The organism is Rhodopirellula islandica (genome assembly GCF_001027925.1).
Taxonomy (GTDB): Bacteria; Planctomycetota; Planctomycetia; order Pirellulales; family Pirellulaceae; genus Rhodopirellula; species Rhodopirellula islandica.
In genome coordinates, this window is record NZ_LECT01000029.1 from 93,223 (window position 1) to 109,047 (window position 15,825).

General features: G+C 56.4%; 8 protein-coding genes and 1 tRNA gene. 3 read left to right on the forward strand and 6 right to left on the reverse strand.

Annotated features, from left to right (window positions below; all coding sequences use genetic code 11):
- Window positions 1–450: 450 nt before the first annotated feature.
- Window positions 451–4,359 (reverse strand): serine/threonine-protein kinase, encoded by a 3,909-nt coding sequence (locus RISK_RS15135; RefSeq protein ID WP_047815150.1) that lies wholly within the window; start codon window positions 4,357–4,359, stop codon window positions 451–453.
- Window positions 4,360–4,668: 309 nt separating this feature from the next.
- Between RISK_RS15135 and RISK_RS15140 the strand changes: the two genes are divergently transcribed.
- The 3 genes from RISK_RS15140 to dinB all read left to right on the forward strand — a co-directional run bounded on the left by RISK_RS15140 (window position 4,669) and on the right by dinB (window position 7,002).
- A tRNA-His gene (locus tag RISK_RS15140) sits at window positions 4,669–4,742 on the forward strand.
- 290 nt (window positions 4,743–5,032) lie between these two features.
- Entirely contained in the window at window positions 5,033–5,815 is a 783-nt protein-coding gene (locus RISK_RS15150) for an SOS response-associated peptidase (protein WP_047815152.1), read from the forward strand.
- Entirely contained in the window at window positions 5,812–7,002 is a 1,191-nt protein-coding gene (dinB, locus tag RISK_RS15155; protein ID WP_047815153.1) for a DNA polymerase IV, read from the forward strand. The genes RISK_RS15150 and dinB overlap by 4 nt, the downstream gene beginning before the upstream one ends.
- Before the next feature lie 1,202 nt (window positions 7,003–8,204).
- Here dinB and egtB read toward each other — a convergent pair.
- From egtB to RISK_RS15180, 5 genes are all read right to left on the reverse strand, one after another.
- Window positions 8,205–9,401 carry an ergothioneine biosynthesis protein EgtB gene (gene egtB, locus RISK_RS15160; protein WP_047815154.1) on the reverse strand — a complete coding sequence of 399 codons (1,197 nt, stop codon included), beginning with the start codon at window positions 9,399–9,401 and terminating at the stop codon, window positions 8,205–8,207.
- Window positions 9,398–10,393 carry an L-histidine N(alpha)-methyltransferase gene (gene egtD / locus RISK_RS15165; protein WP_047815155.1) on the reverse strand — a complete coding sequence of 332 codons (996 nt, stop codon included), beginning with the start codon at window positions 10,391–10,393 and terminating at the stop codon, window positions 9,398–9,400. Before egtD ends, egtB begins: the two co-directional genes overlap by 4 nt.
- Window positions 10,394–10,578: 185 nt before the next feature.
- Entirely contained in the window at window positions 10,579–13,416 is a 2,838-nt protein-coding gene (locus RISK_RS15170) for a PSD1 and planctomycete cytochrome C domain-containing protein (protein WP_047815156.1), read from the reverse strand.
- Window positions 13,403–15,076: a LamG-like jellyroll fold domain-containing protein gene (locus RISK_RS15175; RefSeq protein WP_047815157.1), complete on the reverse strand. Its 1,674-nt coding sequence runs from the start codon at window positions 15,074–15,076 to the stop codon at window positions 13,403–13,405. Before RISK_RS15175 ends, RISK_RS15170 begins: the two co-directional genes overlap by 14 nt.
- Complete coding sequence (locus RISK_RS15180; protein WP_047815158.1) at window positions 15,073–15,633, reverse strand: sigma-70 family RNA polymerase sigma factor; 561 nt, start codon at window positions 15,631–15,633, stop codon at window positions 15,073–15,075. The genes RISK_RS15175 and RISK_RS15180 overlap by 4 nt, the downstream gene beginning before the upstream one ends.
- Between the last annotated feature and the right edge of the window lie 192 nt (window positions 15,634–15,825).

Below are 15,825 nucleotides of genomic sequence, written 5' to 3' on the forward strand. Positions count from 1 at the left end.
AGCTTACGCCCGGAAAACGCGCGTCCCCCACAATACTCTCCATCCCGCCGTGGCCATGGGATGTCGATTGATGAAGGGCAGCATTGGGTAGTGGACGAGGCAACGAGTCCCTTGCGTGGGGAAGGACTCGTCGCCTCGTCCACGACGGTTCAGGTCCCGGGCGAAGGACGCCTCGAAGAACGTCAGTCATAAAATCGATGTCCCTCGGCCACGCCGGGATGGAGAGTGGCGACGCGGGCTACAGGTCCGTCGGTGGCGCGATCGCTTACCGGCGGCTACCATCTGAAATCCCTACCGGGATAAAAACTGGCTCAACCACAGTGCGTCACAACGCCAAACATTCAGCAGTCCAGGGCACGCTTGAACGGCTCATGGGGCTTGTTCCCCAATCATTTCAGCCAACCTGCTTAGAACGCCCTTCGAGAGCATGACGTCCGAGAACGCACATACTCAGCGTCCCGGACGATCGACACCCCGGTACAGCCTTGCGAATCGCGAGGGCGCGACGACGCCTTCGTCCGCCAAGTAAGCTTCCAAGTCCGACTCTTGATCAACGGAATCAAGCCACTTCAGTTCGTCGTTCGCGGCCAGCACGTACGGTGTCAGTTGAAGTTCCTTCGCTTTCGCAGCAGCGGAAGTCAGCAGTTGCCGAGCATGGTTGTCCATCCCGGAGACGGAGCTGCGAGCCATGTGAATGCCTTGGTAGAAATTGGCTTTCATGTTGGCAAATTCCGATTTCTCACGCCGTAGCTTTTGCAGAGCATTTCGCAACGCATTCTCGGCCGTTTTCACTTGGCAACTCAAAGCCTGGAGTGAAAGCAGGCAAACGAACTCCGTGAAGTTGATCCGAATCATTTGCACGCGATTCAAATCGTAAGAACGCATCTGGCGTGGCAACAAATCCAACTTGGAAGCCCCGTTGGTCACGTCCGCTGAATAGAGGTCGCGAAGCACGTCTTTGAACTGCTGGACGAACAAAAAGGACGTTGCTCCGACGTGCTTCATGCATTCTCGCACACGATCCGAGGCCAAGTCCATTCGCGCCATGTCATTGTCGGAAAAGAACGCCACGGACGCATACCCCAGCGTCCCCATGATGGTGACGAACTGATCATTTGTTGTCCGGCCCTCTGCCTGCATATCGGCCACGGTCCGTCGCATTTCCAAGATTTTGCCACACTGAAAAAACGAGGCCAATTCGACATACGACGTGTGCGCTATCTCAAAGCTTTTGGCGTGTTCACTCAAACCATAAAATTGCTTCGCCTTCGTACATGGCTCCAACGCGTCGGCATAGCGACCGTCCATGGCGGCGTTCCACGCCAAGCCCGCATTGACATCGCCGTGCCAAGAAGGGTCGTCTTCCGGGCGCAACGCGCCCAGCATTCGCTGCAGACTCTGACTGGCCCGTTGGCGAGATCTCCCTGGGTTGTAAGAGGAAAAGACTGTTTCGCCGACTCCCAATTGCAAGCGTTCTCCGGCCGTCCCCAGCAACCGAACTTGTCGGGCAGCAAAGAGTGCCCATTCCATCGCAATGTTGTTGTTGATGATGCTGAGCGGACGAATCAAGCGAACACAGGCCTCGATTTGGCAGCCTTGTTTCCACGTGCGTGCTGGAGTGGGTTGGTCAAGAACCACCGAGAGATCACGTTGCATGGGCAACAGACGAATGATCCGCCACATGACCGACAGATTGAACGCCCATTTGGACTTCAACCGCGGCAATCCCAGTTGATCGATCAATGGTTCCACCAACCGGCTCGCGTCGCTGAATTCGCCCGAGCGAATCAAACACTCCACACGGTGCATCTGATGTTCGACCGAGGCATGCCCCGGCAACAACTTCGCCAGTGCCTCGTGTGCTTCCGCGGCTCGGTTCAGCCGGCCACTGCGATGCCAGGCGAACGACGCTTCCTTCAAGTACTGAATCTGCTGCTCGCCGCTGGAATTGTCAGCTGCGACCTGATACCACGATGCGACTTCCCCATGAGCGTACATTTGCTGGGCTTGTTCGGCCGCCAGTTTCGCCCAGATCCCAAGCGATTCATGGAGCCCGGCACGTTGGTAGTGAGAGGCAATCACGCTGGCAACGTCCGGCCGGACATGCGACAACGTCTCAGCCCAATCCGCGTGCAGTTGACGGATCTCTGCTTCCGACATTTGAGCGAGAATTTTCTCACCCAATCGGGAATGCCAAATTTGCACGGTGGGACCCGAGGATTCACCGGGAACAATCAATCGATGGCGCTGCAACTCGTCCAGTTGATCGTTGAGGTCATCGGTGTCCTCCTTCCAACCGCGGAGTTCCTCGATTGGCACCTGGCGTCCCGCCGCTGCGATTCGTCGCAGCCACTGCATCGCGCCGGGACGGAGCCGTTCGGAGCGGTTCTGCCAGAGGGATTCCATCGATGGCACGGCAACACCTTCACCACCCGATTCTGCTTTTTGAATCGCATCGGACAACCAACCTCCCGGTCGAAGTTCTTCGAGACAGGCATCCAGACGGTAAGGCATCCCGTCAATTTGCTGAGCCAATGTCGTCAGGTGCTCTTCCGGAATTTGCAATTCAAACTTCGACGCTTCCGCCACCAACATTTCGATGGCGGTCTCATCGGGCAACGGACCAAGCTCGAGGGTCTCATCCGGCGGTGTGACCTGCCGATCGCCACTCGTTCGCGAAACGGTGATCAACCCGAACCCCTGCAATTCAGGGGCTTTGGGCCGGTTCAGGCTGGCAGATTGCAAGTAATCCAGCACGGAAATCGTATCGCGATCGGCCCACTGAACATCGTCGATCACGAAGAAGACCGGCCCATATTCACGCAGCCGCTCGCAGACCTTGAGCGCCGCTTCCAAACCACCGGGACGAGTGGGCGACGTTTGCAACAGCGGCTGCGAGCGGTCCACTTCCAAGACCTCTGCCAGCCCTGGCAGGATGCTGGTCAGCAAGCTGACGGTGACCGAATCCACCTGCAACGGCTCCCGATCCATGCCCCGAAATCGCATCGTGATTTCGTCTGAAATCTGGCTGAATGCCTGCAGCGGTTTCTGATCCCGTTGCTGGCAACGTGCCACAAACACTTGGGCCCAAGACAAGGAACGCAACTGCGACAGGGCGACATCCAACAGCGTTGACTTGCCGATCCCTGAATCACCACTGAGATGCAACCGTTGAGTCTGCCCTCCCAGAACCAGGTGACTCCACCGATGAATCCGGGCCAGTTCATCGTGGCGAATGTGCTGAGTCGCCTCGCGAAGACGACTGGAACTGACATCGGTGATCCGAGTCATTTGCATCGCTTCGAGGGGGCGTCCGATCCGCGCCAACGTCATCGCCATCGGCCGATCGGCCTCATTGGGCGCCAGCATCTCGTCCAGCGTATCGATCAGATCCGCCGGGATATCAGGGTGCAATCCACGAACCGCCTTGGTGATCAACATCCGATCTTGTTCTTCATTCGACTTGTCGCGCTGGATCCCCAACGATTCATCGCTGCCATCAGTTGGAAGAGAAGCATTGTCCGGGTACTCATCCCGGTGAATTTCGTCCTGATGAGTCTCTTCTCGGCGGTGTTCTTCCCGGCGATACTGAGCGGCCGTGAAAACTCGCAACGCCTCCAGAACCACCATCCCTAAACTGAAAACGTCGCTCGATGGACTGTGCCGCTGCCGGACCAAGACCTCTGGCGCCACATACATCGGGGTCCAGATCAGATAAGCACGCATGGATTCCGCGTCGTGCTCTTGAAACTTGCCTGCAGAGTCATAATCGATCACGACGAAACGTTGGCAATCGTTCGTCACCATGATGTTGCTGGGTTTCAGATCGCGGTGCACCAACTCGCGGGCGTGCATCCAACCGATCGCGGAACCAACCTGACGAACCATCTCGATCACATTCTCGCAAGCCTGCTGCAACGGCAAGTCCCGCCAACAACGAATGGCGGCGGTGAGATTGCTGCCATCGATTCGCTCCATGCTGAACGCGACGCACTTCTCGTGCTGGTGAATCCCATGAAGTTGCATGAGATTGCGATGGTTCAACTTCGCCATCCGACGAAAACCGGTTTTGGCAAGCGTCGTGCCCGGCTCATCCTCGAGGGCTAGAATCTTCAGCGCGACCGGTTTGTTAGTGGCCTGTTCTCGCGCGGCAAACACCCACCCATGCGTTCCAGACCCAAGCCATTCCTCCAAGATGAAATCACCCCAGGTATCGCCCGTCTGAAACGGCGGTGGTTGCAACCTCGGACGCGGTTTGATGCCCTGAGTCTCACGGTCAAGAAGGTGCTTGGTCCGCGTGTCCTGGCTCGCCAGAGGACGCATCCATTCATCACCTGTGTAGTCTTCCCACTTTGACATTTCACATGAGCCATCGTTCAAGGGACATTGTCAGACTGACCTTCACGCCATCGTACCATTACCGCCACGGCGCTTCAAAAGATTCCTTCCCGGCTCCACGCACACTGGTCCTGCCAGGGGGTTCGTCGCCACACCAGTGAATCAATGTTTAGTTTAGAAGCCAATACTTCGAAACGAAAAGGCAAAATGGTTGGGCAGTTCTAATTTTGCCGACAAAGCGTCCTGATTCTCTGCCAGAACTGGGAATCAGAGTGTCGCTACGGGATTGACCCCACGAGATCACATCGATAAATTCCCTGCTCCAACACGGTGGTTGTAGTTCAGTTGGTTAGAACGTCGGATTGTGATTCCGAAGGTCGCGGGTTCGAGTCCCGTCATCCACCCTCCGTGATGCAACGGGTTTGACAGGCAAATGCCTGGTCTGCCGCCGAAAAATCGATGCGAGCCCGTTTGGCCCCAGAGCGGTTGCCGCCAGCGGCAAATTGTATTCTCCAGCAAGCATTGGTTTGCTTTTGCATGCGTCGTTCGCGTCCCGAGCATCCTTTGCGAGCGATCGGAATCTCACCGTTCGAGCACGCGAGATTTCTCTTCCGACGTTCACGCCTCTGCCCCAAAAGACGGCGCGCGAGCCTTCTGTCTGGTTTCCTTTGGACACGGGTTGTTGAGGTGAAAGATGTGCAATCGTTTCAACATCAAAACCAATCTTGCCCATCTGGCTCGATCGCTCGACGCCGCCCCACCCCGGCAAATGGAATTCACCGAGGAAATCTTCCCAGGCAAACCAGCGCCCACGGTGGCGGTCAATCGTTCGGGTGCCAACGAAATCCTTCCGATGGCATTCGGTTTGGTTCCGTTTGGCAAGACGCCTGAATCTCAGCGTCGGCCGCTGACAAACGCTCGCGTCGAAAACCTCGAAAAGTGGCCGTGGAAATCCGCGATCAAGTCTCACCGCTGCGCGGTTCCCATGACCGGTTTTCGTGAGCCTTGTTACTGGGGCGAAACCGCGGGCACGGAAGTCGACTTCACCTCAGACCAGGACTCCCCTCTGTTCGCCGCGGCCATTTTCACTTGGTTCCGCTCGGAACCGAATGAACAGTCGCAAGAAGAATCACCGGCTCACTTCACCATGTCATTGATCATGCGTCCGGCATTGCCAACCGTCATGGAACACGGTCATCATCGGTCGCCGTTCTTCTTGAAGGTTGATGGCATTCAAAAGTGGATCGCCCGAGATCCGCGACCGCTCGAGGATTCCTTGGCGGTGTTGAAACAGCACGCTTTCGAACCCGATCTGTCGGTCACCGTCGCCAGACAGATGGCCCCGACATGGACCAAGCGTCAATCCAGCAACCTCGCCAAACGTGACGAACAATTGGCTGAGATCGAAAAGACCGGACCACTTGGAATTCCCGACTTGCCTGCTTCCCCGTCCGCCAAAGACGATTGCAAGGCATGATCTTGCACGTCGACATGGATGCCTTTTACGCATCCATCGAACAACGCGATCGCCCGGAACTTCGTGGTCGCCCGGTGGTGGTCGGCGGCGTCGAAGGTCGCGGCGTGGTGACCGCAGCGTCCTACGAGGCTCGCGAGTACGGCATTCATTCTGCGATGCCGGGCAGCCGCGCGATCAAGCTTTGCCCGCACGCCGATTTCATTCGAGGACGCTTGGATCATTACGCGTCCGTTGGGCGTGCGGTCCGAGAGATCTTCCATCGCTTCACACCAGTCGTTCAGCCCTTGTCCCTCGACGAAGCCTTCTTGGACGTTTCGGGAACGATTCGATTGCACGGCTCGCCCCGCGAAATCGGCATCCACATTCGAGAGACGATCCGGCAGGAATTGGACTTGCCCGCCAGCGTCGGGATCGCGCCGCTGAAGTTCGTCGCGAAGATTGCCAGTGACATCGGAAAACCCAACGGGTTCGTCGAGGTTCCCGCGGATGGCGTTCGCGAATTCCTCGATCCGCTGCCGGTCTCACGATTGTGGGGCGTGGGCAAAGTGGGTCAAACCAAATTGCAACGTCTGGGATATCGCACCATCGCGGACCTCCGCGTCAAAGACCCCGACGCACTGAAGTCACAATTGGGGCGTTGGGGCGAACACCTTTGGAATCTTGCCAATGGCATCGACGGCCGACAAGTTGTGGTGGATCACTTGGCAAAGGGAATCGGTCACGAACGCACTTTCGCGGAAGACCTGTCCAACATGGAATCGCTCAACGCGGTCGTCAGCTACCTGTCCGAGCAAACCGCACGTCGACTACGCCGAGCCCGCCGGTTGGCATCGACGATCACGTTGAAATACCGCCGCGAAGATTTCCAAACCTTCAGCCGTGCTCGCAAGCTTTCCACGCCCACCGATAGCACGCTCGAGATCCTGCAAGTTTCCGAAGCGTTGCTGTTGGAAATGCGGTCGCGCGAACCACGCAGTGTCCGTCTGCTGGGAATTTCGCTCGGTGGTTTGACAGACGCCGACGCGCCCAAGCAATTGAATCTCTTCGGCGAAGAAACCGGCGAAATCGCTTCGTCCAAAGTGGATGCGTTGAGCGACCAAATCGCATCGAAACTTGGCAAGCACAGCCTGTATCGCGCGTCGAGTCATCAATGGGTTGACCGAAAGAACGCCAAACCCAAAGGGTAGAACAGTCTTGGAATTGAGGTTTGAGGGAGGGGGAAATTGCGAGAGGCAATGCCGTGAGCGTCCACCCCAAAATGGAAACCCGACGCTTCAGCGAGGATCCCCCACAATCTCACGACGGCCCCGTCCGTGGCGATGGGCGGTAAACGGAGCGATGTTCTCGGAGAGTTAAGCAGCTACGCAGGTGTCATCGGGTATGTGAGCCGCTGGCGTTAGCCACGGTTTTCACGCACAACCGGGGCTAACGCTGGGCTGATAAAAATGAAATCAACCAGGCGGTTTGGGCGGTTTCCAATGAAGGGTATTGATACGGCGTTTGTCGTTATTGAAAAAGTGAAAGTGTAAATTGACAATTGTAAAATGCCGGAATGCGTGGATAAAATCGCATCAATTTGCATTTTTCAATTGTCAATTTAACTTTTTCAATGAGTTGCATTCGGTTCGCACACTTGCCACCCTGCCAACATTTTTATCAGCCCAGGCTAACGCCCAAACGGCTCACATGGTTGTGCTTGATCACTCCTGCCGACCTGCTTAGAAGGTTGCCTCCGTGCTCGTGTGCACTTTCACTCGTTCGCACAATGCTGCTCGACCAACTCACCCCAGCACGCAAACATTTGGGGACAAATGTTCTACTCTTTCGCACGTCCCGTGCGATGAGCTTCCACCCAAATTGGAAACCCGACGTGTCAGCGAGGAACGCCCCGAGCTATGCACGGCGGCCCCATCCGGGGCGACGGTCGGTAAACGGAGCGATGATCTCGGAGTGTTAGAACGTTGCTCTCCGTGCTCGTGTGCACTTTCATGCGTTCGCACAATGCTGCTCGACCAACTCACCCCAGCACGCAAACATTTGGGGACAAATGTTCTACTCTTTCGCACGTCCCGTGCGATGAGCTTCCACCCAAATTGGAAACCCGACGTGTCAGCGAGGAACGCCCCGAGCTATGCACGGCGGCCCCATCCGGGGCGACGGTCGGTAAACGGAGCGATGATCTCGGAGTGTTAGAACGTTGCTCTCCGTGCTCGTGTGCACTTTCATGCGTTCGCACAATGCTGCTCGACCAACTCACCCCAGCACGCAAACATTTGGGGACAAATGTTCTACTCTTTCGCACGTCCCGTGCGATGAGCTTCCACCCAAATTGGAAACCCGACGCGTTAGCGAGGATCCCCCACAACCCCACGCCGCCGCCGGCCCTGCTTCACTCCAGATCCATTGCCAGTCGGATCCCGCAGAACTGCCAGCGCATCGAGGGAGGGAAGAAGTTGCGGTAACTCAATCGCTCGTGTCCGGATGGTGTGGCGACGGAACTGCCACGAAGCACTTTCTGGCCGCACATGAACTTGCCGTTGTATTCGCCGATCGCTCCCTCGGGAGCCGTGTACTTCGGGTACGGAGCGTAGTCCGATGCCGTCCATTGCCAACGCGAACCAAACGCATCAACGATCGATTCACCCGAATCGCGAACCGCAACCTCCCATTCGAACTCCGTCGGCAAGCGACACCCCGACCACCTCGCGAACGCATCGGCTTCAAAATAGCTCAGGTGGCATACCGGTGCGTTCTCTTCCACCGGTCTCAAACCCGCAAGAGTGAACTGGTACCAGCCCTCTTCGCCAAGATGCCAGTACATCGGCGCTCGCCAAGCCTCCGATTGCACCGTCGCCCATCCGGCCGACAACCAATACGAAGGATCGTCGTAGCCACCGTCTTCGACGAAATCAAGGTACTCGCCATTGGTCACCAATCGATTCGCGATCGCATGCGGTGACAGCAAAACTCGGTGGCGAGGCAACTCATTGTCGAAGCAAAACTTGCCGTCCTTTGTTTCTTCAAATCCAATCGTTTCAATCCGTTCGGCCGGAGATTCGATCCACCGAACCTCGTCGACCGGATCACAATCCCTCACCGCGCTGGCACTGTAAACCGGATGAAGCGGGTTGCAGGAGAACACGTGCAACAGATCCGTCAGCATCAACTCCTGATGCTGTTGTTCATGGTTCAATCCCGTCCGCAGCACCTCATCAGAGACAATGGACTCGCGATCCGGGCGAGCCAAGAGATCGATCATCGCTTCATCGACCTGATCCCGATAGCGCCAAACCTCGGCCACCGTTGGACGAGAGAGCAATCCGCGGCGTTCGCGAGGGAACTGCTCACCGACTGCGTTGTAATAAGAATTGAACAACACCTCAAACGCAGGCTGCTCGGGTTGGTAGTCCGGCAAATTCTTCAAGCAAAATGTTTCGAAGAACCAAGTCGTGTGGGCCAGATGCCAGCGAGTCGGCGAAACATCCGGCATCGACTGAATCACGTAGTCCTCCGTTTCCAACGGAGCACAAATGGATCTCGAATGTCCGCGAACTTGGCGGTAGGCATCCAGCATCGAATCACTCACGAGCGGAACATTCCTACTGCAAAGTACTCGTTCGCATCCGTCCAAATTTGCTCTCGCTGCCAACCGCTCGCCGCCGCCATCTCGGTGAAACCGTCGATCGTGTATTTGTGCGAAAGCTCGGTCAAAATGCGGTGAGATTTTGAAAGCGTCCGCGTGTGTCCGGCCAGCGTGACGGTTTGCTCGCGACAACTTTCGAGATACATCTCAATCCGATGGTCGCGATCGTTGTAGAGTGCGACGTGTCGGTAAGAGTCCAGATCGAAGTCTCCGCCGGCGACCCGGTTGAGATGCCTTAGCAAGTTCAGGTTGAACAACGCGGTGATCCCGCGACGATCATCGTAGGCAGCTTCCAACACGGCAGAGTCCTTTTGCAGATCAAACCCGATCAACAACCCGCCGCCCGTTCCAACCTGGTTCCGCATTTGCGAAAGCAAGGTCGCCGCGAACGACGGCCGAAAATTCCCAATCGTCGACCCTGGAAAATAGACCACGTCGCGAGCCCGACCCGCCCCCGAACTTGGAAGTTGAAACGGACGGGTGAAGTCCGCCGCGATCGGAGCGATTCGACGACGAGGGAACTCAAGCCGAAGCCCTTCCGCGACTTCGGTCAGATAGTCGCTTGAGATGTCGACGGGCACGTAAGTCACGTCGGCGTGCACGTGTTCGAGCAGCAACCGTGTTTTCAGACTGCTGCCGCTTCCATATTCGATCAATCGACCGGCTGGTCCAATCGCATCCACCATGGCATCGACCGAAGCTCCCATGATCGATGCTTCGGTCCGGGTCGGGTAGTACTCGTCCAACTCGCAAATCTCGTCGAACAGGACCGAACCAGCTTGGTCGTAGAAGTACTTCGAGGGAAGCGACGGTGGATCGCTGAAGAATCCACGTCGAAGCTCAATGACGGAGTCGCGATCGATTGAATGAAGTTCAAGTACTTCCGCACGCTCAGCGTTTTCGGCGGAGGCCAGTTCAGTGGAATAGGTCACCATGCGAATCCATCAATGAGTATCTGTTGCCAAGGTCCGAGGTAGGTTACCAGCACGTCCAGTGCCAATTGCCAATCGGCGGCCTCATCCGACGGTCCGTCATGCCAACAAAACTGAAAAAGCCCACTTCAACACCGCTTCCAGCGTTGAGTGGGCCTTCGATTCTCAAAAAGGCAATCTGCTGCCGATCAGTCGATGAACACAAACTCATTGGCGTTGAACAACACCAAACACATGTCCGCGATCGCTCGCGTTTTCGCATCGACTTCCCAAGGCTTCAAATCGCTCTGGTAGTCCTCAAAAGATGGCAGCCATTCGGTGTATTCAAACGGACGCCCCGAGAACTCTTCGACCAGCGAACGCGTGATCTCGGTTGGGTATGTCCGCGGCTTCGGCTTGATCTGCGAGTGATACTCAGTCATGTCTTTGATATAGCGTGTCATCCGCTGCAACTGCCCCTGAGTCGGCAGACGCCCCAGCGTCAATTCAAACGCCCGATTGATCTGATCGGTCAATGGATCGGCTTCGCGTTGAAGTCGTACCGACATGGCGATTGATCGATCGGTCATCACGTCGCTATTGAGCAACGTGAACGCTTGCGGCGAAACGGACGCTGCATCGCGAAGGTCCGCTGAATCATTCGGGTTGGGCTTGTTCAAGACCTCCAGGAATGGGTCCGCTTGTCCACGTACCCGGTACGAATAGATCGATCGGCGATTTCGTTCTTCCGGCGTTCGTGAAGGTTGGTACGCCGGTGCGATTGAAAATTGAATCATTCGCGGCTCCAGTGCAACTTCCATGTTGATCTCCGGTCGTGCAGGCAAACCACCGACGACGGGATTCAACTCACCTGTCACTGCCAGCAAGCTGTCGCGAACTTCTTCCGCGGTCATTCGTCGTGGTGAATAACGAGCGAACCAGGTGTTGTCTGGATCTTCCTCCATCGACGGATGTTCGGTGCTCCGACGGTATGCATCCGATCGCAGAATCAAGCGATGCATGGCCTTGATCGACCAACCATTCTTCACAAACGTGTCTGCCATCCAGTCAAGCAATTCGGGATGCGTGGGCGCGGCACCTTTGACGCCGAAGTTGTTGGGGGTCGCCACGATGCCTCGGCCAAAGTGATGCTGCCAAATCCGGTTGACGATCGAGCGAGTGCTCATCGGATTTTCCGGATGAGCAATCCATTTCGCGAGTGCCAGACGGCGTCCATTCAGTGTATCCGGCAAAGCATAGGGATCGGTTTCGGGAGCACCTTCGACGGGAAGATTGCATCCGCTCAGCACACCCGGTGTCACGCGATCACCTGCCGCCGCCAACGAACCACCGTTGAAAATGAACGAATCCGGACGCCAATCCTCGTTGATCTTTTCCGGTGCCCGCAGTTTGCGAGCGTTCATCCAGGTGTCTTGAGCGTTGACAACCGTTTGGACCATCGGCTGATAACGTTCCAAGCGACGGTTCCAAATCCAAACGTCTTGCTCGCGGACTTTCAATCGTCCCTGTTCCATCTCGCTCAGTCCAACGGCACGAGGTGGCTTCTCGTCATCGGAATCGTCCTTGCGAGCGTTCAGGCTTTTGTATTCTTTGTCATGTTCTGCGTACCACTCACGGGCCGCCTCTTCACGCTGGCGAGTCAAACGATCCGCACGGGTTTTCGCATATTCGTACAAGGCTTGCGTTTGTTGCTTGCCTTCCTCGAATCCGGCCAAGTTCTCTTCGGCCAAGAAGGGTGCTTCCGCCTCCACGGGCTGAGCCGTCGAAACAGCCGAGTACATTCGGTAGTAATCCTGCGTCGGCACGGGATCAAACTTGTGATCGTGACACTTGCAACAACGCATCGGCATCGACAGGAACGACTGTCCAATGCTGTGCACCATGTCGTCTCGCATGATCTGGCGGGCTTCCTCGAGAGGCACCATGGCGGTGTCCCACGGTCCCATTCGCAAGAAACCGGTGGCGATCAAAGCTTCCACGCGATCCGGATCATCAACCGGTTGATCGGCGTGCAATTCATCGCCCGCAATCTGTTCAATGATGAATTCGTTGTAGGGCTTGTCGTCGTTCAAACTGCGAATGACATAATCGCGATATCGCCACGCGTTGGAGCGTTCATAGTCGTTTGAGAAACCGCCCGTGTCCGCGTATCGAACGACGTCCAACCAATGCTGGCCCCAGCGTTCACCATAGTGAGGGCTGGCAAGCAGGTCTTCGATCAAATTGTTCCAAGCCGCTTCCGAGTCTTTTTCCCACGCTGACAAAAACTCCCGCTTTTGTGTGGGAGTGGGCGGCAGGCCCAACATGTCGAAGTAGACGCGGCGAATCAACGTACTCGGATCAGCTTCCGGAGCGGGGACCAATCCATTCTCTTCCAGCTTCGCATCGACGAACGCATCGACACTATCGTATTCGAATTCAGTTTGGCGGGGCAAAAACGCCCACACTTCGTCCTTGTTGTAGCGGCGATAGGTCCACTCGTCTCCTTGACCGCCACTGGTCGCCATCAGCACACCGTCTTCGTTCTCGGCGACCATGGATTCTTCCTGGCGAATCTCCTTTTGCCGTTCTTCGGTTGGCCATGGTGCACCCGCATTGATCCACATCCGAACGATTTCGATCTGGGCGTCATTCAGCCGGTCGTTCTCCTTGGGTGGCATTTCCAAGCCGTCCCAATTGACCGCCCAAAAGAAGGGGCTGTCTTCGGCGTTGCCAGGAAGGATGGCCGGTTCTTCCGATTCCCCACCACGCAGCAACGCATCCCGGGTGCGAACGTCATAGTCGCCCTTGATGTCGTCGGAATCGGTGCCGTGGCATCCCAAGCACTTTTCGGTCAGCAATGGCATGACTTTCAGCGTGAACAAACGTTCGATGTCTTCCGCCGAATGGTTCGCATCGCCAGCCACTGGGGCTGCATCCTCGGCATGCACGATCGCGGCGCTGTGCGACAGAATCAGACTGCCCCCGATCAAGAGTGCAGTCATTGATGCAGTGAAAACTTGCATCCGTGAATCACGGTTTTCCATGTTCAACCATTTCCTTGATTTCAGTGGGGGAAAGAGCAGCGGCGAAAATTGCCAACTCGTCCAAGCTGCCGTTCAAATTTCGAATGGCGTAGTGTTCGTCGGGTTCCAAAGGCGTGGACCAGTTCCCGATCGACGCCATTCCAATTCGAGTGGTGCGAACGAGTTGATGGTCGGGAATGTTGTCCACGCTGAGAACATCCCCGTTCAGATAATGAGTCGTTGTGCTGGCATCCACGTCGTAGACCACTGCCAAATGCAACCATTGGCCACTGAGCGACGGATTCCAGAATGACGGCGACAGCGCGACATGGTGCGGTGGCCCGACGCTGGGTTCATTTTCATCGCCAGCCGTGGAAGCCCGAACCGAAAAGTGCAACTGCCCCGTGTCAAGAATCTGCCAATGCGGCTCGCCAAGCTGATAGCTGTCCGTCAAGAACAGCGAGTTGTACCAACGGTCCAAGCTGTCGATTCGAACCCAAGTCGCCATCGTCAACGATCCAAACTCACCAGGAACGTTCACTCGCACTCGGTCACCAGGACGTTTGAATTGCAGTCCCGGTTTGGCGTCCCAACGGCCTCTCGTCACGGTGGCACCCACGATCGCGCCGTCCAAATCTGGGTTTCGAGGAACACTGTCGTTCGACAAGAAACGCTGACCCTTCAAAGGGGAATCCATGGCGTAATAGGCAATCAATCGTGGGTCGTTGCGTTGGCGTTCGCTGGCCTCACGCCACAGCTGGTACCGTTCATTCTGTTGAGTCTCTGCGAGACGTTGCAGTCCCGCGGCATCGACAAATCGATCGGGCGTCAGGGGAGAGTCGATCAAACCGACGTTTGCCCCGGTCTGTCGTTGCAAGGACTTCCCTGCTCCGACCAATTGCGGCCGGTCTTCCTCCACCTGCAATTCGACTTCACCGTCGAAGACTTGAACATTCGAACCTTCGGGGGAAACCTCCAATCCGAATTCCGTTCCGAGATCGACCACCTTCATGTCATGGGTCCGCACCACAAACCCTCGTGCCGCGGGTGGCACCTCCGCTCGGATGCGGCCGCGATGCATGATCGCTTCGGCAGCAGACACCAATTCCATTTCCGCAGGGCCGTGCAAGACAACTGTCGCACCGTTCAGAAATTCGATCTGCGCCCACCCCGATTCCAACCGAACCGAGCCAGGATTTAGCGCCGAATTGATGCTGAGCGATTTCGAAGAGGCCCCGGAGGCATCCTGAATCATCGCGTCAGTCGCATTGACCAACTGAGTGACCACGGCGATGCCCGACGAAGTGGGTTCGTCCGTCGAGATCCGAACTCTCGCGACTGAGGTATTAACGACGGGAGCGGAACGCCTGGTTTCAAGCTGCACCCAACGGAACGTCACCGCAATCAACAGCGCCGCGGCCGACGCGATCACCCAGCGGTAAATTTGCCGCTCGGACCAAACCGCTCGATTCGTCTCCGCTGCAACAACATTGGATTCGATTTTCAAGGGCGTCGGTGTTCCGTCCTGCAACGCAATGGTCGTCATCTGCCAGCGCGCGAATTTGGCTCGCGACTCGGGGTCATGGCGCAGCAACTCGTTCAGTTGCTCGCGATCAACGGAATCAAGCGTTCCCGCTTCGCTGGCCAGCAGCAACTCTTCGAGTGATTTGGATGAACTCAAGAGGCACCTCCGGTTGCCAAGCGACGTTCAATGCATTCGGCCAACTGACGGCGGACTCGCATCAACGTCACGCGAACGTTCGAGCTTCCCTGACTCATTGAATTTGCGATTTGATCGATCGTTTGGGATTCGAAGTATCGGTCTTGGATCAATTGCCGCCGTTTCTCGGGCAACGAACTCAGGCACTCCGATAGAGCGGACTGGATCTCGTGCAAACGCTCGGCCTCCGTTTCCACTTCCGCCGAAACCAATTCGGCTACGTCGGCGTCGAGCAAAGACGGGGCACGACGTTTGTCTCGTAAGTTGGAGAGCACCTGCAAACGAGCGATCCCGAACGCCCATGGCAGAAACGGTTTTCCAACTTGATAGTCCGCTTTGCGTCGCCAGAGCACCAAATTGGTTTCCTGCAGCACGTCCGCCGCCCGATTCGCATCGCCCAACAATGACTGGATGTACGCGCCAATCCGAGGCTGATGCTCGGTCACCAACTGCACAAAGTGCTCCTCCGCTGATTCAGCGGTCAGGCGTTTCGCGGCGGGACGGGGACGATCGGTCATGGACAGATTTTAATGGCGTGCATTTCGGTCTCACTCGCAATTGTGGCGAGATTCCGGTTCGTTACAAAATTCCGGCTATTTTTGTGCAGTTATCACCAAAATGACGCATTTCCTGGAAATTCGGCCGAACTTTCACGTCAAATCCATTCTCTCAGCCAACAATCCGAGCAAGCTTGCCTCCGGTCAACAAAA